This window comes from Enterococcus sp. DIV0167 (assembly GCF_050541555.1).
Lineage (GTDB): Bacteria > Bacillota > Bacilli > Lactobacillales > Enterococcaceae > Enterococcus > Enterococcus faecalis.
The window spans coordinates 1,907,607-1,929,532 of record NZ_CP172933.1 but is presented as its reverse complement, the minus strand read 5'-3'; the positions used below and the strand labels follow the sequence as shown (position 1 = coordinate 1,929,532).

Sequence of the window (21,926 nt, the reverse complement as noted above, 5' to 3'; positions counted from 1 at the left end):
GGGGGAGCTGTTGGTTAAAGTAATTATTGATGCTGATGATTTTGGGATGTCAGAAGCGATTAATCATGGCATTATCAAAAGTTATGTCGATGGTTTAACGACGTCGACACTTTTGATGCCCAATTTACCAACAGCAGAACACGCCGTTGCGTTAGCAAAAAATTATCCAGGCTTATTTGTAGGTCAGCATACGAATTTTTTATTAGGGAAACCTTGTGCAGACCCATGTATGATTCCTTCACTGGTAGATGAACAAGGCAATTTTCATCGCTCTTCTTATTATCGTCAACAAAAGCAAGTAACCTTCGTATATGAAGAAGTACGACTTGAAACGATTGCGCAATTGACGCGCTTTAAGGAACTAACTGGACATTATCCTGAACATTTTGATTGCCACTCGATTGGGGATGAAGTGGTTGATCAAGTATTTTTAGAATTAGCAGAAGAGTACGGACTTCATACAACCCTGAAATATAGTGGGGAAAAAGAATATCCACCGCAACAAGGTTATTTCCAGGTGACACATTTGTTAGAGTCTGGGGCGTTATCTTATATTCACGAAGGCGTATCAGTGGAGAATTTTTTAAAAGATGACTTTGGTTTATTACGGATGCCGGAATCGGCAATTGCTGAGATGCATTTTGATGTTGGGTATTTGGATCAATTTGTGTTAGACAATTCTTCTTATACCACTTTACGCTGTAAAGAATTAGCAACGATTTGTGATCCTTGTGTTCGTCAGTGGTTTGAAGAACAGGGGATTGAGCGAATAACGTTTGGCGATTTAAAAAAATAAAACCGTTGCTTTCAACAGTGAAAGCAACGGTTTTATTTTTATGAGAATAACCAGTAGCCAATTAAAATCGCACCTAAAATTACACGATACCAACCGAAAACTGTAAAATCGTTTTTCTTCAAGTAATTCAATAAGAATTTAATTGCAATGATGGAAACAACGAAGGCAACAATAGAGCCAGTTAATAAAATAATGATTTCTTCTGATCCAAACGTATTTCCTTTGGCCAAGAATTTAAAGATTTTTAAAAAACTTGCTCCAAACATTACTGGAATTCCTAAGAAAAATGAAAACTCTGTTGCAACAAAACGTGAGGCCCCAATTAAGATTGCCCCTAAAATGGTCGCTCCTGAACGTGAAGTTCCTGGAATTAATGCCAGTACTTGGAAAGCACCAACGATTAAAGCGGCTTTATAAGTGAAGTCTTTTAGATTAGTACACTTCGGTGCAACATTTTTATTTCGTTTTTCAATGATAATAAAAGCAATCCCATAAACAATTAACATAATCGATACTGTTAAAAAGTTATAAAAATGTGCATCTAAATAATCATCAAATTTTAGACCAATAACTGCCGCTGGTAAACAAGCGACTAAGACTTTAGACCAAAGAATCCAAGTATCTTTTTTCTCTTCGCCATTTTTCTTTGGTGAGAAAGGATTCAATTTGTGGAAGTATAAAATAACAACCGCCATAATTGCTCCCAATTGGATAACGACGTTGAACATTTCCATAAAATCTTTACTTAGATTGAGTTTAATAAACTCATCCACTAAAATTAAATGTCCGGTACTACTAATTGGAAGCCACTCGGTAATTCCTTCGATAATACCAAGAATAATTGCTTTCCATAGGTTAGCAAAAAGCATGTCACCATTCCTTTCTGAAATAAATGCAAAATACATCAAGTATAAGTATACCCGCTGACAAAGTAAATGCCAATGCAAATTCTTATTTTAAAATAAATTTTAGAATTATACAAAGGTGCCACTTGTAATTCATGAAACTTTTTTCTATACTAGTGATACTTTAAAAAATGGGGGAAGAGAAATGTTTGGATTTTTGAAGAAAAAGAATGAAGTTGTCGAAAATAATACAATGTATGCCGTTGCCAATGGAACCGTTATCCCAATTAGTGAAGTGAATGATCCTGTTTTTTCACAAAAAATGATGGGAGATGGCTATGCAGTAGTTCCAGAAAATGGTGAAATTTATGCACCTATTGAAGGAGAAGTTTTAAGCGTTTTCCAAACAAAACATGCCATTGGTTTAAAAATGACAAACGGTCTTGAAATTTTATTACACATGGGGATCGATACGGTAGAGTTAAACGGGGCACCGTTCACTATTAAAGTGAAAGAAGGCGACCAAGTGACTGCAGATACGGTGGTCGCAATTGCTGATTTAGAAGCAATTAAAGCAGCTGGTAAAGGAACTGAAATGGTTGTCATCATTACCAACATGGATAAAGTAGCACAATTTTCGTTAGAGAAAACTGGCGTGGTTACAGCTGGTACACCAGTTGGCTCTGCCACAGCCAATTAATGTAGTAGACAGATATTTCTATAAAGGAATATCTGTTTTTTTTTGAACAGAAATAAAATTTTATTTTGGAATTAAAAAATATTTAGAAAATAGTTGAAATTTTATTTCAAACAAGTTATAATGAAAGCGTATTAGAGAGGAGCTAAAAAGATGTATGGTATTTCAGTTTTTCTTGGTGAAGAGATTACAAACGATACAATTATTTATATCAAAAAGATGAAAGCGCTTGGATTTGATGGTATTTTCACTTCTTTACACATTCCAGAAGATGATACTTCCCTTTACCGCCAACGCTTGACTGATTTAGGGGCAATTGCTAAGGCAGAAAAAATGAAAATTATGGTAGATATTTCAGGTGAAGCGTTAAAAAGAGCGGGTTTTTCTTTCGATGAATTAGAGCCTTTAATTGAGTTGGGCGTAACTGGCCTCCGGATGGACTATGGCATTACGATAGAACAAATGGCTCATGCTTCACATAAGATTGATATAGGATTGAATGCTAGTACCATTACACTGGAAGAAGTGGCTGAGTTAAAGGCTCACCAAGCGGAATTTTCTCGCTTAGAAGCTTGGCATAATTATTATCCAAGACCTGAAACAGGTATTGGAACAACATTTTTTAATGAAAAGAACCGCTGGCTTAAAGAATTAGGCTTACAAGTTTTTACTTTTGTGCCAGGAGATGGGCAAACAAGAGGCCCAATTTTTGCTGGTTTACCAACATTAGAAAAACATCGTGGGCAAAATCCTTTCGCCGCTGCCGTTGGTTTGATGGCTGATCCTTATGTCGATGCTGTTTATATTGGTGATCCTACAATTAGTGAGCGAACCATGGCTCAATTTGGTTATTATCACCAAACCAATCAATTTCTGTTAGAAGTAGCACCTAGCAAGAGCCGCTATTTGAAGCGAATACTTGGGACTCATACCAATCGTTTAGATGCTGCAAGAGATGTTTTGCGAAGTGAATTATCAAGAACGAGTGAAATGTTCAGAAAAGATGAAATTGCAACGATTGAGTCAGAGCAGACTGAAGCACGTCCAGTGGGAACCGTAACGATTGATAATGAAAAATATGGTCGCTATATGGGAGAAATTCAAGTCACACTTGTGGACTTGCCGAAAGATGAAAAAGTCAATACGATTACACGAATTATTGAAAAAGATCAAACGATATTGCCGTTAATCAAGGCAGGCAATCAATTTACGCTAGTCACGGAAGGAACGATAGAGAATGAATTTAGAAAACTTAACAACTGAACGTAGAAATGAAAATACAATGGGCTTAGATGAGATGAGTGTCAAAGAAGCTTTACAAAAAATGAATCAAGAAGACCAAAAAGTTGCAATGGCAGTGGGTCAAGAATTAGCAGCCATTGAACCAGTGGTAGAAGCCATCATCAAAAGCTTCAATCAAGGCGGCCGCTTAATCTACATGGGCGCTGGTACGAGTGGTCGGTTAGGTGTCTTAGATGCAGCCGAATGTGTACCAACTTTTGGCGTCGAGCCAGAGATGGTTCAAGGCCTCATCGCTGGTGGTCAAAAAGCAATGACTGTCGCAGTAGAAGGTGCTGAAGATTCAAAAGAACTAGGTCGTCAAGATTTAGTTGATCTAAAATTATCAGCAAATGACATTGTTGTCGGGATTGCAGCCAGTGGTCGGACGCCTTATGTAATTGGCGGTTTAGAATATGCTACAACGGTGGGAGCAGCTACCGCAACTGTGGCATGTAATAAAGATGCCGAAATTAGTAAGTATGCACAAATGCCGATTGAAGTAGATGCAGGACCTGAATTTTTAACAGGTTCGACTCGCTTGAAATCTGGGACAGCTCAAAAATTAATTTTAAATATGTTATCAACTATTTCCATGATTGGTATTGGGAAAGTCTACAATAACTTAATGGTTGATGTAAAACCAACCAATGAAAAATTAGTGGAGCGTTCCAAACGGATTATTATGGAAGCAACGGGTTGTAGTTATGAAGTTGCCGAACTAAAATTTGTAGAAGCAGAAGAAAATGTGAAGTTAGCAATTGTAATGATTTTAACTGATAGTACTAAAGAAGAAGCAACACAAAAATTAATTGACGGGAATCAATTTATCAAGAATACATTAAATTAAGGAATTAGGAGGGTGTTTTAACATGGCAGAAGAAAGAATTAAACGCATTGCTGATGGGATTTATAAAGAAGTTGGTGGTCAAGAAAACGTGGACAAAGTCATTCATTGTATGACTCGTGTTCGTATGGATATCCGCGATTATGACAAAGTGGATATTGAAGGATTGAAAAAAATTGATGGCGTTATGGGCGTCGTAGAAGATGATACGTTGCAAGTAGTTGTTGGTCCAGGGACTGTTAACAAGGTTGCACAAGAAATGGTAGATCAAGCAGGTGTCAAATTGGGAGAACCATTTAATCATGACACCGCAACGGATGCTTCAGCAGGCAAATCTGGAAAAGATTTAGTAGAAGAAAAAGCCGCTCAAATGAAAGCACAACAAAAAGCGAAACAAAATAACACTTCACCATTTAAAAAAGTGTTAAAAGCCATTTCTAGTATCTTTGTTCCGATGATTCCTGCCTTTGTTGGGGCTGGTATTATTGGCGGGATTGCAGCTGTTATGTCTAACTTAGTTGTTGCTGGTGATATTTCAGCTTCATGGCAACAATATATTGATGTCTTAAATATCATTAAAAATGGGATTTTTGCTTATTTAGCTCTTTACACTGGGATTAACAGTGCCAGCGTTTTTGGTGCAACGCCAGCGTTGGGTGGTGTTATTGGGGCAGTCACAATGTTGACAGGAATGAATCCAGATGCACCAATCAGTAATATTTTCACTGGGGGAACATTATCTGCAGGACAAGGCGGAATTATCGGTGTTATTTTTGCCGTATGGTTATTATCATTGTTAGAAAAACAATTGCATAAAATTGTCCCAGAATCAATTGATATTATCGTAACGCCAACCATTTCACTTTTAGTGATTGGCTTAGCAACTATTTTCTTAATCATGCCTGTAGCCGGAGCTATTTCTAATGGCTTAGTTGGTATTATCAATGTTGTCTTAGAAAAAGGTGGCATGGTTGCTGGCTTTACTCTTGGTTTAACCTTCTTGCCAATGGTAATGTTTGGTTTACATCAAATTTTGACGCCAATCCACATTGAAATGATTAATCAAACAGGGATGACTTTGTTATTACCAATTCTGGCCATGGCTGGTGCGGGACAAGTCGGTGCAGCTTTAGCATTATGGATTCGTTGTAAATCAGATAAAAAATTAGTTGAAATGATTAAAGGTGCCTTGCCAGTTGGGATTTTAGGTATTGGTGAACCATTAATCTACGGAGTTACTTTACCATTAGGACGTCCATTCATTACTGCTTGTATCGGCGGTGGTATTGGTGGTGCAGTAATTGGTGCCTTCGGTAATGTTGGTGCGATTGCTATTGGACCAAGTGGGGTGGCTTTAATTCCATTAATTGCCAACAACCAATGGCTTGCATATGTATTAGGTTTATTGGCTGCTTACGCAGGTGGTTTTGTAGCAACGTTATTCTTTGGGATTCCTAAAGATATGCAAACAACTAAATAATAAATAGAAAAAAGGAGAACTTGGCTTCTCCCTTTTTCTTTGTTAAAATTTAATTGCGTAGGAAATGGTGTATCAGGAGGGGTGTTTATGCAACAAAATATTGTCTTATCTATCCAAGATCGTCTACAACAATTACCAAAATCAGAACGAAAAATCGCAGAATATATTTTAAAAAATACAGAAACAGTTATTTCAATGAATGCGCAAGAGCTAGCGAAACAAGCAGGATCAAGTCCAGCGGCAATTATTCGCTTTTGTCATTCTATGGATGTGAATGGCTTCACAGAGTTGAAACTTTTATTATCTGCAAATCTTGGCCAAATGAAGCAGCAAATGTATACTGAAGTTACTAAAGGGGAATCAACAGCTGATATTAAACAAAAGTTACAGGCGCGCTTTGTTCATGTGGTTGAGCGAAGCGGTCAGACATTAGAGGATGTCGCAGTGAATGAAGCCGTTGATTTGTTGGAAAAAACAGAAGTAATTTTTGTCTATGGGTTGGGCGCCTCTTCGTTGGTTGCTCAAGATATTTATCAAAAGTTTACGCGATTAGGCCGAACGGTATTTACAACATTGGACCATCATTTATTTGCTTCTATGTTAGGCTCAACAGAAAAGCCTAGTGTTTTTATTGTTATTTCTAATTCTGGAACGAATAAAGAAGCAAGTACTTTAGCTGATTTAGCGAAGCAGCAAGGGATTCCTATTGTTAGTATCACACAAGATGAAAAATCAGTGATTGGTGAAAAAAGTGATATCGTCCTTCAAACCTCTAGTGGGGAAGACGTGCCATTGAGAAGTGCGGCTACTGTTTCCTTGGTGGCACAATTGTATGTAGTCGATGTTTTATTTTTTGCTTATGCAGCAAAAAACTATAAGGAAACCTTAGAAAAAATTCAAATCTCAAGAAAAAATGTAGAACGTTTAAAAGAATAAATAAAAAGAGAAGGTTATCTGTCAAAATGACAGATAACCTTCTCTTTTTTTTACTATCAACGGCGCTTTTCAGCGATCTTTTTTCCCTTTTCAATATAAGAAATATCATTAATTCCTTGAATGGTAAATGTTCCTTTTTCGTAAGTTAAGGTCGTCACGCTACCATTCTCCAGTGCCATCTGCATAGGCAAACTTGCATCAATTAAGGAAAGTAAAAAGGAAATTGTTAGTCCATGGGAAACCACCATGACTTTGCCGCCACCATTTTTTTCTCGATGATGAGCGATATCTTCGAAACCAGACCAAACACGATCACGGATAACTTCATAAGGCTCCGCCCAGTCAGCCGTATCGGCTTCAATAATAGCATTTGCTAGCTCACGATAGGTAATCTTCGTGGTCATCATGTCCTCATAACTTTTAAAAGCTAAAATGCGTGGCACCACACCCCAAAGTTCACCATCATAGCCACCATCTAAAGAACCAAAACACCACTCACGAATCCGTTTATCGGTTAGGTAAGGAATCTTTTGGTGGTTTTGATGTTCTTGTAAAATAATCTGAGCGGTTTGCATGGCACGACCACTATCACTACTATAGGCTTCCTTAAAGTCTATGTCTCTAAGACCTAAGCCTAAATGATAAATGCCTTCTTCTCCTTGTTTGGTTAAGGGGGTATCTGACCAGCCTTGGGTACGGCCAATCGTATTAAACATCGTTTTTCCGTGACGAATAATATAAAGTGTCGTTGCTTCAGTCAATGCTACTCCTCCTAAGTTTCTTTAAATAGTGAATAAATCTCTAATTAAAAAATGGGTTTGTGGCTTTTTCATGTTGAATGGTTGTGGCATCACCATGGCCTGGATAAACAGGAAATTCTTCTGGTAAAGTGAATAGATAGGTCGTAATGCTGTGTAATAATTGTTGCATATCACCAGTGTGTAAATTGGTACGACCAATACTACCTTTAAACAATGCATCCCCAACAACAACAAAATCATCAAAGACAAAGCTGACGCTACCAATTGAATGACCAGGTGTTGGGACTACGGAAAATTTCATGCCGCCAATTTCATAATCGGTTAGTTTAAATTCATGTTCGGCGGGTTGAACAATAATATTTGCTATATCATCATGTCTGCCTAATCCTGAAAGATTCAAAATAGGATTGGAAAGCCACGCTTGTTCTAATGGACTAACATAAACAGGGATTTGATAATGATGGCGCAATTCTTCTACCGCACCAATATGATCATAGTGAGTATGTGTTAATAAAATAGCGGCTGGTTTCTTCCCTAAACGGGTAATTTCTTGAATTAGTTTTGCTCCTTCTGCACCCGGATCAATAATTAATAATGCTTCTTCATTATAAACAAGATAACAGTTTTCTTGAATAACACCTGTTCTAATTTGTTCGATCTGTATCATCTCAGGACCTCCTAAAGTTCTAACGATTCTCTTCAAGTATACCGAAGAATCTTAAGAATAGAAAGTTTTCTTGTTTATCCAAAGAAAAAATAAATCATTCTTAGAATGTTCGGTTTTTGCTTGTTTTAACACGTATTTTTTTAAAAAAAATCACATTTTTATAGTTATTAAGCGAAAGTTTATGTATAATCTTCATGTGATAGTAAGGAGGAGTATTAAATGTTTCATTTTGTAATAAAAGGAACAGGTTTTTCTAGTAAAAATTTGCAAGAGATTAAAGTTTATGAAGAGACACTTTTTTGTATAGATGAGGCCGGAGTAATTCAGGAAATAATTGAACCAGATGCTGAAGCGTATGAAACTGTGCTAGCAGAACAAAAAGAGGCACAACGTTTTCAAGAATTGCCCCAAGATTCTTATCTTTTACCCGGCTTTGTTGATTTACATGTCCATGCACCTCAGTGGGCACAATCAGGGACCGCCTTGGATATTCCATTGTATGAATGGCTGAATACGTACACGTTTCCTTTGGAGTCCAAGTTTGCAGATTTAGCATTTGCCCAACAAGTCTATGATGAATTGGTAACCCAATTGTTAGCTAATGGGACAACAACAGCCCTTTATTTTGCAACCATTCATTATGAAGCTAGCCGTCGTTTGGCAGAGATTTGTGCGGAAAAAGGGCAACGTGGCTTAATTGGTAAAGTTGTAATGGATGATCTTAATGAGAATCCAGAGTACTATCGTGATCAAACAACGCAACAAGCATTAGAAGAAACGGAACGGTTTATTCAAGAAATTCAAACATTAGCGCAGCAAACAAAACAAGGCGTGTATCCCGTTGTAACTCCGCGTTTCATTCCTAGTTGTACAGAGGAAGCACTTAAAGGATTAGGAGAATTAACAGCGAAATATCAAGTCCATGTTCAAAGTCATTGTAGTGAGAGTGATTGGGAACATCAATTTGTTCAAGAACGTTTTGGAAAAAATGATGCTCAAGCATTGAATGATTTTGGTTTATTGACAGAAAAAGCAGTGATGGCACATGCAGGCTTTTTAGAAGAAGCAGATATGAATTTATTCCATGAAACAGGGACGGCTGTGGCGCACTGCCCAATCTCTAATGCTTATTTTGGTAATGCAGTAACACCGATTGCAAAATTAGTACATCAACATCAAGTAGAAGTTGGTTTAGGTAGTGATCTTTCAGGTGGTTTTTCACCAAGTCTTTTTGACAATTTAAAGCAAGCGGTTATTTCTTCTAGAATGTTAGAAGATGGTGTCGATGCTACAAAAAAACCAGAAGTACGAGGTGTTAAAACAGCACGGATTACAGTAAATGAAGCGTTTTATTTAGCTACTGCTGGTGGTGGTCAAGCGCTAAGTTTACCAATTGGAAAATTAGAAAAAGGGTATGCTTGGGATGTTCAAATTATTAATACAAGCTTGTCACAAGCACGAATCCCTAAAAATCCAGGGGAATCATTGCTTGATATTTTCCAAAAAATCTTATATTTAGCACGACCAGAAAATATTCGAGAAGTCTGGGTACAAGGTGAAAAAGTACATGATAAAAATTTAATGTCAGCAACTAAAGGAGTATAAAAAATGAGTGAAAAGAAACAAAATAATCTTCATTTAACAGTGGGGCCAGAAGATTCAGTATCTTTTGGGCAGGCCACTATGTTAGGGATTCAGCATGTCTTAGCAATGGACGTGTACGTCGTACCTGTGATCATTGCTTCAATTATTGGGATTAGCACAGCACAAACGTCTTCTTTAATCCAAGCAACATTCATAGCAGCAGGACTTGCCACGATTATTCAATCTCATTTTTGTATGAGATTACCAGTTGCGCAAGGCCCTTCATTTATTCCAATCGGGGCAATTGCGGGAATTTATTTTGCCAATAACCAACAAGGAAATGGCTGGGGCGCAGTTTTAGGTGCTAGTTTAGTGGGGGCAATTGTTGTTATTATATTAGGATTTACTGGTATCTTTAATCGTTTAATCACTAAATTTGTTCCACCAATTGTGGGAGGAACAATTATTTTTGTGGTGGGGCTTTCGTTAATGCCAGTCGCTTTATCGGATAATATTTACCACGCAAAAGGGGAATTAGGACAAAATATTTTATTAGCATTTATAGCAGCGGGGACGTTGATCTTCTTTGCGCTCTTAGGTTCTGCTTTGAAAAAAGGGCGGATTTTCCGCGTTTCTTCTGTCATTTTGGCATTATTATTTGGGAGCATCGCGGCACAATTATTAGGGGTACTTGATTTATCAGCCGTTAGTGAAGCGGCTTGGTTTAGTTTGCCTCAGTTACCATTAGTTAACTTTTCTTTCCAATTTGATTGGTCAGCCATTGCCACGATGTTAGTTATTTATCTGGTTTTAATGGCGGAAACAACAGGCACTTGGTTTGCTGTGAGTCATGTTGTCGCTGAACCTTTGACCGAAGAAAAAATTAATCGCGGCGTAATTGGTGAAGGCTTAGGTTGCTTAGTTTCTTCATTCATTGGCGGCACGCCAGTAACTAGTTACTCTACAAATGCTGGGATTATTTCAATCACTGGAGTTGCTAGTCGCAAGGTTTTTGTGGCTGCAGGTGCGTGGTTTGTCTTATTTGGCTTATCTGGAAAACTTTCCACCTTGATTTCGGCCATTCCGGCACCAGTTATCGGCGGTGTTTTTGTGGTTGTTTGTGGCATCATTTCTGTAAGTGGAATGAAAGTCATGAGCGATGTAACAATTCATGAAAAAGAGATGTATGTAATTGCCGTTCCGATTATTATGACATTAGCGTTGACATTGTTACCAAAAGAGTTTTTGGAAACTCTACCACAATTTTTACAATATTTATTTAGTTCACCCGTGGCAACTGCCTCAATTGTTGCTATTTTATTGCAGGCCATTTTACCAAACGTTCAAGAAGGGTAAAAAGATTAATTTTCGTTAAAACGCCTTTGACAAGTGGCGGTAAATAGTGTAAATTAACAATGGTGTTTGTAAACACGAACGTTAAATGACCGAATGTTCGGTTTTTACGTTATTTTTGTAAATAACTAGGAGGCAGTAAGTATGAAAGTTTTTGATTATGAAGATGTCCAATTAATTCCCAATAAATGTATCGTGAATAGTCGTTCTGAATGTGATACTACAGTAACTTTAGGAAAACATTCGTTTAAAATGCCTGTCGTTCCAGCGAACATGCAAACAATTATTGATGAAACGATTGCGGAAACCCTTGCTGAAAACGGTTATTTTTATATCATGCATCGGTTTGATGAAGAGGCGCGAGTGCCATTTATTAAAAAAATGCAACAAAAGGGCTTAATCACGTCAATTAGTGTGGGTGTGAAAGAAGGGGAATACGCTTTTGTTGAAACGTTAGCCCGAGAAGGTTTAGTTCCTGACTACGTGACAATTGATATCGCCCATGGTCATTCAAATGCGGTGATTAATATGATTCAACACTTGAAAAAATTTTTACCAGAAACGTTCGTTATTGCGGGCAATGTTGGAACGCCAGAAGCCGTTCGCGAATTAGAAAACGCTGGAGCCGATGCCACCAAAGTGGGGATTGGACCAGGAAAAGTATGTATTACTAAAATTAAGACTGGCTTTGGGACAGGTGGCTGGCAGTTAGCGGCTTTACGTTGGTGTGCCAAAGCTGCTCGGAAACCAATTATTGCAGATGGTGGAATTCGGACCCATGGAGACATTGCAAAATCTGTGCGTTTTGGGGCAACTATGGTCATGATTGGTTCATTATTTGCTGGACATGAAGAATCACCAGGTGAAACAAAAGTGGAAGATGGCGTTGTTTACAAAGAATACTTTGGTAGCGCCTCTGAATTCCAAAAAGGCGAAAAGAAAAACGTTGAAGGCAAAAAAATCTGGTTACGCCATAAAGGGAAGTTGGCAGATACTTTAGTCGAAATGCAACAAGATTTACAATCTTCCATTTCATACGCGGGAGGTCGTGATTTAGAAGCGATTCGTAAAGTTGATTATGTGATTGTAAAAAATTCTATTTTTAATGGTGATACCATTTAACATTCAACTATAGACTGAAAAGAAGACAGCACGTAGTGCAGAAATTAAAACGATTTCTGCATTCCGTGCTTTTTTTACTTTACCTATCGTAGTAATCGTGTTAAGATAATTACAACGACAGACGTAGTACGATAGTTGAAGTACTTGAGGGAGGAATTTATGTGATTGGTAGTGATGCAATTCGAGGATACAACGATACCTTTATTCTCTCAATCTTACAATCTGGCGCTTCATATGGTTATGCGATTTCTAAACGCATTCGTGAAATTTCTAAAGAACAATATTCGATTAAAGAAACGACACTTTATTCTGCTTTTACACGTTTAGAGAAAAATGGCTACATTGAATCATTTCCAGGAGAAGTAACGCATGGCAAAAAGCGGACCTATTATCAAATAACCCATGCAGGAGAGCGTTATTTAGAGGAAAAGTTACTAGAATGGGAAGTAACAAAAGACGTCGTCGAAGCATTTGTAAAGGAGATGGGAAAATGAAAATTATAGAAGAATTTATTGATAGCTTATTTTCAGGCGTTGTTGAAACATCTGAAACAAAACAATTAAAGGCGGACTTATTAGCAAATGCTGAGGATCGTTATGAAGATTTGCTCAGCCAAGGAAAATCGGAAAATGAAGCAATTGGTACAATTATTTCTGAATTTGGTACTATTGATGAATTAATGGAAGAATTGAATTTAGAAAATAAACAAGTGGATGAAACAAACGATTCAATGAACGGTTTGCCAGAAATTTCAGTGGAGGAAGGACTTGACTATTTAGCTGTCCAACGTAAAGGTGCTATTCAAATTGGTCTTGGTGTTGTTGCAATCATGGTGGGTGTTGGCTTGCTGGTTGGTATGCGTGGTGTTCTTTCTAACGGTCTTGGTTTAGTTTGTCTTTTCATAGGTGTGGCAATCGGCGTTCCATTATTTATTGTTGTTGGTAATCGGTTTGTTGCAATGGACAAACAGCTGGGGCAACGATTGATTCCGATTAAGTTAAAAAAAGAAGTTGCACAAAGAGAACAAAGTTTTCAACGATCATTTATTTTTTGTATGGCAGCGGGCGTCGTTTTTTGTATTTTGGGTTTAATCCCAGTTGTTGTCTTTAGTAGTGGCCTTCATCTGATGATGCGCCGTTCCATGCATCAAATGATGGGCGGACAATATTATAATGGAACGATGGGGATTAGTTGGCTCTTCTTTTTAGTATCGGTTGGCGTCTTCTTGTTTATATTTGGTGGAGTAATTAAAGGAAGTTTTAATAAATTGTTGAATGAAACTTATTTTTATTCAGAACATGTTGGTCATCCTGATTTTGCCCCTCAGCAAACAAAAACAGAGGAAGGACCTGTGGGAAATCCTGTCGGTGCAATTATTGCATCCGTTTATTGGCCCTTAGTTGTTGCACTCTATTTATTTATTAGTTTTGTTTTAGGGGATTGGCGGTTTAGTTGGTTAATCTTTATGTTCGCAGGAATCTTTTATAACACCATCCAAGCATTTTTACACAAACATTGAGACAAACCTGTTAATAGTAAAACAGAAAAGTGGGACATTCGTCAAAACGGCTGCCCCACTTTTCTTGTATTTTCGATTGACAAAAGCATTAAACTGGATTACTTTTAACTCATCCAATTGTTGAGGTGATGGCTATGTGGCAACTTAAAAAAGAACAAAATGTTCCCATTTATCGCAGTATTATGGAAATGATTGTTCAAAAGATTCAAACAGGCGAATTATTACCAGGCGAAAAAATCCCTTCAGAACGTAAACTGGCAGAGTACTTGTCTGTCAATCGTTCAACCGTTGTTCATGCATTAGACGAACTGGTGGACTTAGGCTGGATTGTGCGAAAAAGAGGGAGCGGAACGATTGTCAACGAAGGAAAATGGGGGGTAATGATGACGCCACGAACGGATTGGCATCGTTATTTAGAACAAAATGTGTTCAAACAAGTTCATCCCTTGGTGACAGAGATTGAGTTACGTGCTAAACAAAATTTGCCGACTGACTTAGATATGTATACAGGCGAGTTGCCGTTAGACTTAATTCCCAGTTTCGATTTTCCAGCATTAAATTGGAAACAATTTTTAAAAGAGGAAGCACAAGATGAATTAGGTTATTTGCCGTTAAGAAAAGAAATCCAAGCCATTACAGCAACGGAATATCAGCTTCATTTACCAAGTGAAAGTTTATTGCTTACTTCAGGTGCGCAACAAGCACTTTTTTTAGTTTTACAAGTTTTATTGAGACAAGGAGATAGTGTTGCCGTAGAAGATCCATCTTTCTTCTATGCCTTACCAATTTTCCAAGCTGCTGGTGTGCGCTTATTTGGTGTGCCCATGACAGAGGAAGGGATTGATCTTGAAGCGCTAGAACAAACAATCCGACAACATCGCATCAAAATGGTTATGGTTAATCCTTCCTTTCAAAATCCGACTGGGACAGTGATGCCTTTAAGAAAAAGAGAACAGCTCGTGAAAGTCTGTCAAACGTATCAAGTTCCTATTTTAGAAGATGATGTTTTTGGGCAGCTAAGTTTTATCCCGAAAACAGAAATTCCTCCTTTAAAAAAATTAGATCCAGATAATGTCTTGTATATCGGTTCGTTGTCAAAAATTTTAGGTTCGACCACGAAAATTGGTTGGTTAAGTGCGCCCGCCTCCGTGACGAAACAAATTGCAGAAGCCAGAAAAATGATGGATGTATCGTTGAGTATTTTTCCGCAGATGCTCGCTAAAATGGCGATTGAAGATCCTTCTTTTTCTGAAAAAATTACGTTATTAAATAAACAAGTGGAACAACGAGCAACAGATGTGTATCAAGTATTTAAATCGTTGTCAGAATGGGAAGTTTCGCCAGTAAAAGGCGGCTTTTATTTATGGGCACATTGGCGTCAAGGGGCACTTAAGCCAGAAGATTGGCAAGTGTTTTTACGAGAAGGTGTTTTGGTAGCACCAAGTGTCGCTTTTAGTGAAAAACGTGGAAGTATTCGCTTGAACTGTTCCCGAATTTCACCAGAAGAAATGCCTCTTTTTTGTGAGCGAATGGTACGGATTACACGACAACTTTCTGAAAATAGACAAACAAAAATAGAACAGTAAGTAAGATTTTTCTTATAAAAATCATTTGCTGAGAGAAAACGCTACAACTTCCCTTTTCTAAACGAATATCCAATGCTATACTTAAAAAGTAAAAACAAAAAAACAAATGAGGTGTTTTCCATGTCTTGGGAACAAGTTTACCAACAATGGTTAAATGAAGAAAATATTCCAGAAAATTTAAAAAATGAATTAAAGGACTTAAATACAGACCCTGAAAAATGTGAAGATGCATTTTACGCACCATTAGAATTTGGGACTGCCGGGATGCGCGGAATTTTAGGCGCCGGTATTAATCGGATGAATATCTTTACGGTTCGTCAAGCGACAGAAGGGCTTGCACGTTTTATGGATACGCAAGATCCTGAAACAAAACGTCGCGGTGTAGCCATTGCCTATGATTCACGTCATATGTCTCCAGAATTTGCAATGGAAGCAGCTAAAACATTAGCTAAACATGATATTCCTTCTTTTGTGTTTGAAAGCTTACGACCAACACCAGAATTATCTTTTGCGGTCCGCTACTTTAAAGCTTTTGCGGGAATCATGATTACGGCTTCTCACAATCCAGCTGCCTATAATGGCTACAAAGTCTATGGTGAAGACGGTGGTCAAATGCCGCCAGCTGATGCAGATGCATTAACTAAATATGTTCGTAGTATCGAAAATCCTTTGAAAATTGATGTCTTATCAGATGAAGAAGTTGCCCACAGCGGTTTAATTAACATTGTTGGTGAAGAAGTCGATAACGCGTATTTGAAAGAAATTAAAACAGTTACGATTAATCAAGAATTAATTAACGAAATGGGTAAAGAATTAAAATTAGTTTACACTCCCTTACATGGAACTGGGAAAATGTTAGGAGAAAAGGCATTAAAACAAGCCGGTTTTGAAAAATTTGTTTTAGTACCTGAGCAAGCTGTTGCTGATCCTGACTTTACTACAGTTAAGTCACCAAACCCTGAAGAACATTCAGCTTTTGAATACGCGATTCGTTTAGGGGAAAAAGAAGGCGCTGATTTATTGATTGCAACAGATCCAGATGCTGATCGTTTAGGTGCTGCTGTGCGGATGCCAAACGGAGACTACCAAGTATTAACAGGAAATCAATTAGGTTCAATTATGATTCATTATATTTTAGAAGCCCATCAACAAGCAGGCACGTTGCCTCAAAATGCTGCGGTTCTAAAATCAATCGTTTCTAGTGAACTTGCTACAGCGATTGCTGAGAAATATAATACGAAGATGTTTAATGTTTTAACAGGTTTCAAATTTATTGCTGAAAAAATTCAACAATACGAAGAAGACCACAGTCAAACGTTTATGTTTGGTTTTGAAGAAAGTTATGGTTACTTAGTGAAACCTTTTGTTCGTGATAAAGATGCGATTCAAGCGTTAGTTTTATTAGCAGAAGTAGCGGCTTTCTATAAAAAACAAGGAAAAACATTATACGATGGCTTACAAGATATCTTTGAAGAATTTGGTTACTTTGAAGAAAAAACTATTTCCGTAACAATGAGCGGAATTGAAGGCAGCGGCAAAATCAAAGCTTTAATGGCAAAATGTCGTGAACAAGCCCCAACTGAGTTTGCCGGGATTCAAGTTGCTCAAACGGAAGATTTTAAAGAATTAACACGCACTTTTGCAGATGGTCAAACAGAACAATTACAAACGCCTCCTTCTGATGTGCTGAAATATCATTTAGAAGATGGCAGTTGGATTGCTATCCGACCATCAGGAACAGAACCAAAAATTAAATTCTATCTAGCGACAAAAGCAACAAGTAGTTCAGAAGCTTCTGAAAAAATTGCTGCGTTTGAAGCAGTCGTTAATGAATTAACAAAATAAAATAAACGAAACAGGCTGTACGGAAAAAAGTACGAATGTTAGTGTTTGTGTCAAAAGCTAATTGACTTTTGACACAAACACTTTATTTAACTAAGGAGGGAATGCTATGAAAATTGGCTTTATCGGTGCTGGCAGTATGGGCGGTGCCATGATTAAAGGGTTACTGAAAGCTGAGGCAGTCAAGAAGGAACATTTATATGTGAAAGGCGGCTCAAGTGGAACAGCAGAAGCACTTCAAAAAGAGTGGGGCTTTCAACTTGTCACAGATTATGCACTTTTCCAAGAATGTAAGGTTATTTTTATTGCGACAGGAGCAAAGGTCGTGTTACCTGTTCTTCAGGAATTAGCTCCTCATTTTTCCAACGAAAGTCTATTGATTTCTGTTGCAACAGGTCATACCATACAAGAAGCACAAATGGCTCTTGGCAATAAAGAAGCCAAAGTTGTTCATGCCATTCCTAATACACCAGTTAGCGTGAATCAGGGTGTGATTGGCGTAGCCTTGGCACCAACAATTGAAGGCCAAACGAAGGACCTGGTAATGGAACTTCTTGCTACTTTAGGGTTAGTCAAAGAAATTCGTGAAGCGCAACTGGAAACTTTTGGTACTGTGGCTGGTTGCAGTCCAGCTTTTGTTGATATCTTTATGGAAGCATTGGGAGATGCAGCAGTCTTAGAAGGGTTACCAAGAGACTTATCTTATGAAATTGTCGCTCAAATGATAAAAGGAACGGCGACCTTAGCCTTAGACACGAAAAAACACCCAGGAGCATTGAAAGATGAAGTGACTTCTCCAGGAGGAAGTACGATTCGCGGTGTCGTAGCTCTAGAAAAAAATGGCTTCCGTTATGCCGTGATGGATGCAGTTCAGCAAGCCAACCACGAATAGATGAAGAAAGTTGGAAAATCGACAAGTTTGTCATTTTTCCAACTTTCTTTGTGCCATATTTTTCGTAGGAAAGAACAATCGCAGTTCTTATTTTAAAAAACTCTGTGTTATAATGAGTGCAAAGTGAGGCGACTATAATGAAACAAATGGAAGAAATCAAACAAGTAAGTCAATTATATAAAGTATTAAGTGATCCAACACGTTTAAGAATTTTGCTACTTTTAAAAGAAGGCGAGCATAACGTAACGGCGATTAGTGAACAATTGGGAATGGAACAGTCCGCCGTTTCTCATCAACTAAAATTATTAAGAGATAGCCGGGTTGTCAAGGCACGTCGTGAAGGAAAAACGATTTTTTATACATTAGATGATCATCATGTAATAGATATTTTAAATCAGACCTTTGAGCATATTGAACATCGATAAAAAGTAGGGAAAAAATAGCGTAACTAGAATAGCGCTGTTGATGGAGGTAAAAATGAAGGATACCTTAAAGATCGGGTTACTAGGATTAGGGACTGTAGGCACTGGCGTTTTAACTCTTTTGAAAGAACATCAAGAGAAAATTTCACAAGTGACAGGAATGAATGTAGTCATTGAAAAAGCATTTGTCCGAAATCTTGAAACGAAACAAGCGCAAGCGGAAGAATACGGTCTGTCTTTAACAACTTCAATTGATGATATTTTAGAAGATAAAGAGATTCAAATCGTTGTGGAATTAATGGGAACCATTGAACCAGCTAAAACCTATATCATGAAAGCTTTAGAAAAGGGCAAACATATTGTGACTGCTAATAAAGATTTACTGGCGCAACATGGGAGTGAATTAGTAGCGTTAGCCCAAAAACATCACTGTGATTTATATTACGAAGCAAGTGTTGCTGGCGGGATTCCAATTTTAAGAACAATTGCTAATAGCTTAGCGGCAGACAATATTCAACAAGTTTTAGGGATTGTGAACGGTACGACGAATTATATGCTTACGCAAATGGTTTCTGCTGATAAAACTTATGAAGAAGCTTTAGCAGAAGCGCAAGCGTTGGGATTTGCTGAAGCGGATCCGACAAATGATGTCGATGGAATTGACGCAGCCTATAAAATGGTTATTTTAAGTCAATTTGCTTTTGGGATGAATGTTTCATTACCACAAGTTGATATTCGTGGAATTCGCGGATTGTCTTTAGATGATGTCGCCATGGCTAAACAACTGGGGTATGAAATCAAATTGATTGGCTCTGCTGAACAAAATGAGCATAGTATCTCGGTGGAAGTGGCGCCTATGCTAGTCAATCAAAAGCATCCTATTGCATCTGTTCGGAATGAGTACAATGCAGTATTTATAAAAAGTGCAGGCGTGGGCGAATCAATGTATTACGGTCCAGGAGCTGGCGCTAAACCGACAGCAACCAGTGTGGTCAGTGATTTAATTACGATTGCTAAAAACATTCGCTTGGCAACGACTGGCCATATGTTCAATTCGTATCAACATAAAACCCAATTGACGAGTTCCGAAAATGTATTTGGGCAGTACTATTTTTCATTAGATGTTCCAGATACACCAGGACAATTTTTGCAGTTGACGCAATTAATGACTAAAGCAGAAGTCAGTTTTGATCAATTAGTTCAACAGAAATCAGATGGACAGCGAGCAAGAATTGTTGCCATTACACACCAGATATCAAAAGCACAAATGCAACAAGTTGTGACAGCTATTCAAAATACGGAAGCCTTTCAGTTATTGAATGTAATGAAGGTTATAGGAGATGAGTAAACATGTATGAAGGTTTGTTAAAACAGTATCAAGCGTATTTGCCCGTAACAGAAAAAACACCAATGATTTCTTTAGCCGAAGGAAATACGCCACTGATTCCTTTACCTAATTTATCCAAAGAATTAGGTATTCAATTATATGGAAAATACGAAGGCTTAAATCCCACTGGCTCATTCAAAGATCGCGGGATGGTGATGGCTGTAGCAAAAGCGGTAGAAGAAGGTGCCAAAGCGATTGTTTGTGCTTCTACAGGAAATACTAGTGCCGCCGCTGCTGCTTATGCCACAAGAGCAGGCATTAAAGCGTATGTAGTGATTCCAGAAGGAAAAATCGCACTGGGAAAATTGGCGCAAGCTATTATGTATGGGGCGGACATTATTTCGATTCCAGGTAACTTTGATGAAGCATTAAAAGCGGTGCGAGAGATTGCGAAAACTGAGGCAGTTGCGCTAGTTAATTCAGTGAATCCTTATCGCTTAGAAGGGCAAAAGACAGCAGCTTTTGAAGTTTGTGAACAATTAGGTCAAGCGCCCGATGTCTTAGCGATTCCAGTTGGAAATGCCGGCAATATTTCCGCTTACTGGAAAGGCTTTAAAGAATGGCATGAAAAACAAGGAACAACTTTACCAAGAATGCATGGTTTTGAAGCAGAAGGTGCCGCAGCGATCGTGAAAGGCCAAGTGATTGAGCAACCTGAAACCGTGGCAACAGCGATCCGGATTGGAAATCCTGCTAGTTGGCAATTAGCAGAACAGGCACGCGATGAATCGGGTGGTTTCATTGATGCCGTGACAGATCAAGAAATTTTAACGGCTTACCGAAAAATTGCTGCTCAAGATGGGGTTTTCATTGAACCTGGTTCGGCTGCCTCATTAGCTGGAGTTATTCAACATGTTAAAAGCGGTAAAATCAAAGCAGGTGAAACCGTCGTGGCAGTCTTTACTGGTAACGGACTGAAAGATCCTGATACAGCAATGGAGACAGAAGTAACTATTTCAAAAATGAGTGACGTGGAAGAAATGCGTCTGCACTTACGAAAAGGAGTCGCAACACTATGAAAATAAGAGTACCTGCCACTAGTGCCAACTTAGGACCTGGCTTTGATTCATGTGGCATTGCATTATCCGCTTATTTAACAATCAACGTTTTAGGTGAAAGTGAATTTTGGGAAATTCAACATACTTTGGGAGAAGAAATCCCTACTAATGAAGAGAATTTATTAATTCAAACGGCATTGAAAATTGCACCAGAATTAACACCAAAAGTTATTCGGATGGTTTCTGATATTCCCCTTGCAAGAGGACTAGGCAGTAGCTCAAGTGTGATTGTAGCAGGCATTGAATTAGCTAACCGACTAGCACATTTAAATTTGTCCCCTAAAGAAAAAGTCCGTTTGGCCACAGAGATGGAAGGACATCCGGATAATGTTGCCCCAGCTATTTTAGGAGATTTCGTGGTGGCTAGCCATGTAGAAAACCAAGTCTACCATGTCAAACATCACTTTCCAATGTGTGATGTCATTGCATTTATTCCAGAGGAACCATTATTTACCGAAAAAAGTCGTGCTGTTTTGCCCGAAAAATTGGCTTATAAAGAAGCGGTCGCGGCCAGCTCAATTGCCAATGTTATGATTGCCGCAATTTTAAACGGGGATTTACCTTTAGCAGGCAAAATGATGGAACAAGATAAATGGCATGAAACGTATCGTCGTTCATTGGTTCCTCACTTAAAAGAAATTCGTCGTTTAACCCAGCAAAGAGGTGCTTATGGCTCTTTCTTAAGCGGTGCTGGTCCAACTGTGCTAATCTTGTCGCCAGAAGAACGAACCAACGAAATTGTTCAAAGTTTGGAGAAATTATCTACCAAAGCGAGCATCCAAATTTTCAATATTGATCAAGAAGGCGTTCAAGTCTTTTAAAAAAACGAGAAAAAATCACTAGTGATTTTTTCT

The 21,926-nt window shown here is 38.1% G+C and carries 21 protein-coding genes; 18 read left to right on the top strand and 3 right to left on the bottom strand.

Annotation, left to right across the window (positions count from 1 at the left end):
- Nucleotides 1-10 precede the first annotated feature (10 nt).
- Nucleotides 11-796 carry a ChbG/HpnK family deacetylase gene (locus tag IGM09_RS09210; protein WP_010713209.1) on the top strand — a complete coding sequence of 262 codons (786 nt, stop codon included), beginning with the start codon at nucleotides 11-13 and terminating at the stop codon, nucleotides 794-796.
- A 38-nt stretch (nucleotides 797-834) separates the two neighbouring features.
- Here the strand turns inward: IGM09_RS09210 and IGM09_RS09205 are convergent, their stop codons facing one another.
- Entirely contained in the window at nucleotides 835-1,665 is an 831-nt protein-coding gene (locus tag IGM09_RS09205; RefSeq protein WP_002381570.1) for an undecaprenyl-diphosphate phosphatase, read from the bottom strand.
- Between the two features lie 115 nt (nucleotides 1,666-1,780).
- Here IGM09_RS09205 and IGM09_RS09200 point away from each other — a divergent pair, with 115 nt between their 5' ends.
- From IGM09_RS09200 to IGM09_RS09180, 5 genes are all read left to right on the top strand, one after another.
- A complete protein-coding gene (locus IGM09_RS09200) occupies nucleotides 1,781-2,341 on the top strand; it encodes a PTS sugar transporter subunit IIA (RefSeq protein WP_002380597.1) in 561 nt (186 codons plus the stop codon).
- A gap of 150 nt (nucleotides 2,342-2,491) precedes the next feature.
- Nucleotides 2,492-3,601: a DUF871 domain-containing protein gene (locus IGM09_RS09195; RefSeq protein WP_033625086.1), complete on the top strand. Its 1,110-nt coding sequence runs from the start codon at nucleotides 2,492-2,494 to the stop codon at nucleotides 3,599-3,601.
- Nucleotides 3,576-4,466 carry an N-acetylmuramic acid 6-phosphate etherase gene (gene murQ / locus IGM09_RS09190; protein ID WP_002362196.1) on the top strand — a complete coding sequence of 297 codons (891 nt, stop codon included), beginning with the start codon at nucleotides 3,576-3,578 and terminating at the stop codon, nucleotides 4,464-4,466. The genes IGM09_RS09195 and murQ overlap by 26 nt, the downstream gene beginning before the upstream one ends.
- Nucleotides 4,467-4,488: 22 nt before the next feature.
- Entirely contained in the window at nucleotides 4,489-5,943 is a 1,455-nt protein-coding gene (locus tag IGM09_RS09185; protein WP_002356713.1) for a PTS transporter subunit EIIC, read from the top strand.
- A gap of 87 nt (nucleotides 5,944-6,030) precedes the next feature.
- A complete protein-coding gene (locus IGM09_RS09180; protein ID WP_002385762.1) occupies nucleotides 6,031-6,879 on the top strand; it encodes a MurR/RpiR family transcriptional regulator in 849 nt (282 codons plus the stop codon).
- Nucleotides 6,880-6,935: 56 nt separating this feature from the next.
- Here IGM09_RS09180 and IGM09_RS09175 read toward each other — a convergent pair whose 3' ends face one another.
- Both IGM09_RS09175 and IGM09_RS09170 read right to left on the bottom strand, forming a co-directional pair.
- Nucleotides 6,936-7,640: a histidine phosphatase family protein gene (locus IGM09_RS09175; RefSeq protein ID WP_002364444.1), complete on the bottom strand. Its 705-nt coding sequence runs from the start codon at nucleotides 7,638-7,640 to the stop codon at nucleotides 6,936-6,938.
- Between the two features lie 40 nt (nucleotides 7,641-7,680).
- On the bottom strand, nucleotides 7,681-8,307 hold the full coding sequence (locus tag IGM09_RS09170) for an MBL fold metallo-hydrolase (RefSeq protein ID WP_113826064.1): 627 nt from the start codon (nucleotides 8,305-8,307) through the stop codon (nucleotides 7,681-7,683).
- 219 nt (nucleotides 8,308-8,526) lie between these two features.
- Between IGM09_RS09170 and guaD the strand changes: the two genes are divergently transcribed.
- The 12 genes from guaD (at nucleotide 8,527) to thrB (ending at nucleotide 21,893) form a co-directional block, all read left to right on the top strand.
- Nucleotides 8,527-9,912 carry a guanine deaminase gene (guaD, locus tag IGM09_RS09165; protein ID WP_033625085.1) on the top strand — a complete coding sequence of 462 codons (1,386 nt, stop codon included), beginning with the start codon at nucleotides 8,527-8,529 and terminating at the stop codon, nucleotides 9,910-9,912.
- Nucleotides 9,913-9,915: 3 nt separating this feature from the next.
- Complete coding sequence (locus tag IGM09_RS09160; RefSeq protein ID WP_002359736.1) at nucleotides 9,916-11,247, top strand: nucleobase:cation symporter-2 family protein; 1,332 nt, start codon at nucleotides 9,916-9,918, stop codon at nucleotides 11,245-11,247.
- A 141-nt stretch (nucleotides 11,248-11,388) separates the two neighbouring features.
- Nucleotides 11,389-12,366 carry a GMP reductase gene (gene guaC / locus IGM09_RS09155; RefSeq protein WP_002362677.1) on the top strand — a complete coding sequence of 326 codons (978 nt, stop codon included), beginning with the start codon at nucleotides 11,389-11,391 and terminating at the stop codon, nucleotides 12,364-12,366.
- Between the two features lie 161 nt (nucleotides 12,367-12,527).
- Nucleotides 12,528-12,860, top strand: coding sequence for a PadR family transcriptional regulator (locus IGM09_RS09150; RefSeq protein ID WP_002356722.1), 333 nt, complete (start codon nucleotides 12,528-12,530; stop codon nucleotides 12,858-12,860).
- The gene (locus IGM09_RS09145; protein ID WP_033625084.1) at nucleotides 12,857-13,885 is read left to right on the top strand and encodes a permease prefix domain 1-containing protein; all 1,029 of its coding nucleotides are present in this window, start codon (nucleotides 12,857-12,859) and stop codon (nucleotides 13,883-13,885) included. The genes IGM09_RS09150 and IGM09_RS09145 overlap by 4 nt, the downstream gene beginning before the upstream one ends.
- 134 nt (nucleotides 13,886-14,019) lie before the next feature.
- Complete coding sequence (locus IGM09_RS09140; RefSeq protein ID WP_033625083.1) at nucleotides 14,020-15,471, top strand: PLP-dependent aminotransferase family protein; 1,452 nt, start codon at nucleotides 14,020-14,022, stop codon at nucleotides 15,469-15,471.
- A 120-nt stretch (nucleotides 15,472-15,591) separates the two neighbouring features.
- Nucleotides 15,592-17,316: a phospho-sugar mutase gene (locus IGM09_RS09135; RefSeq protein ID WP_002356727.1), complete on the top strand. Its 1,725-nt coding sequence runs from the start codon at nucleotides 15,592-15,594 to the stop codon at nucleotides 17,314-17,316.
- A 106-nt stretch (nucleotides 17,317-17,422) separates the two neighbouring features.
- Nucleotides 17,423-18,205: a pyrroline-5-carboxylate reductase gene (proC, locus tag IGM09_RS09130; protein WP_002362189.1), complete on the top strand. Its 783-nt coding sequence runs from the start codon at nucleotides 17,423-17,425 to the stop codon at nucleotides 18,203-18,205.
- A gap of 116 nt (nucleotides 18,206-18,321) precedes the next feature.
- Entirely contained in the window at nucleotides 18,322-18,630 is a 309-nt protein-coding gene (locus tag IGM09_RS09125) for an ArsR/SmtB family transcription factor (protein ID WP_002356730.1), read from the top strand.
- Between the two features lie 52 nt (nucleotides 18,631-18,682).
- Nucleotides 18,683-19,975 carry a homoserine dehydrogenase gene (locus IGM09_RS09120; RefSeq protein WP_033625082.1) on the top strand — a complete coding sequence of 431 codons (1,293 nt, stop codon included), beginning with the start codon at nucleotides 18,683-18,685 and terminating at the stop codon, nucleotides 19,973-19,975.
- 2 nt (nucleotides 19,976-19,977) lie between these two features.
- Nucleotides 19,978-21,033 carry a threonine synthase gene (gene thrC, locus IGM09_RS09115; protein WP_002368976.1) on the top strand — a complete coding sequence of 352 codons (1,056 nt, stop codon included), beginning with the start codon at nucleotides 19,978-19,980 and terminating at the stop codon, nucleotides 21,031-21,033.
- On the top strand, nucleotides 21,030-21,893 hold the full coding sequence (gene thrB, locus IGM09_RS09110; RefSeq protein WP_010709745.1) for a homoserine kinase: 864 nt from the start codon (nucleotides 21,030-21,032) through the stop codon (nucleotides 21,891-21,893). The genes thrC and thrB overlap by 4 nt, the downstream gene beginning before the upstream one ends.
- Nucleotides 21,894-21,926: the final 33 nt, after the last annotated feature.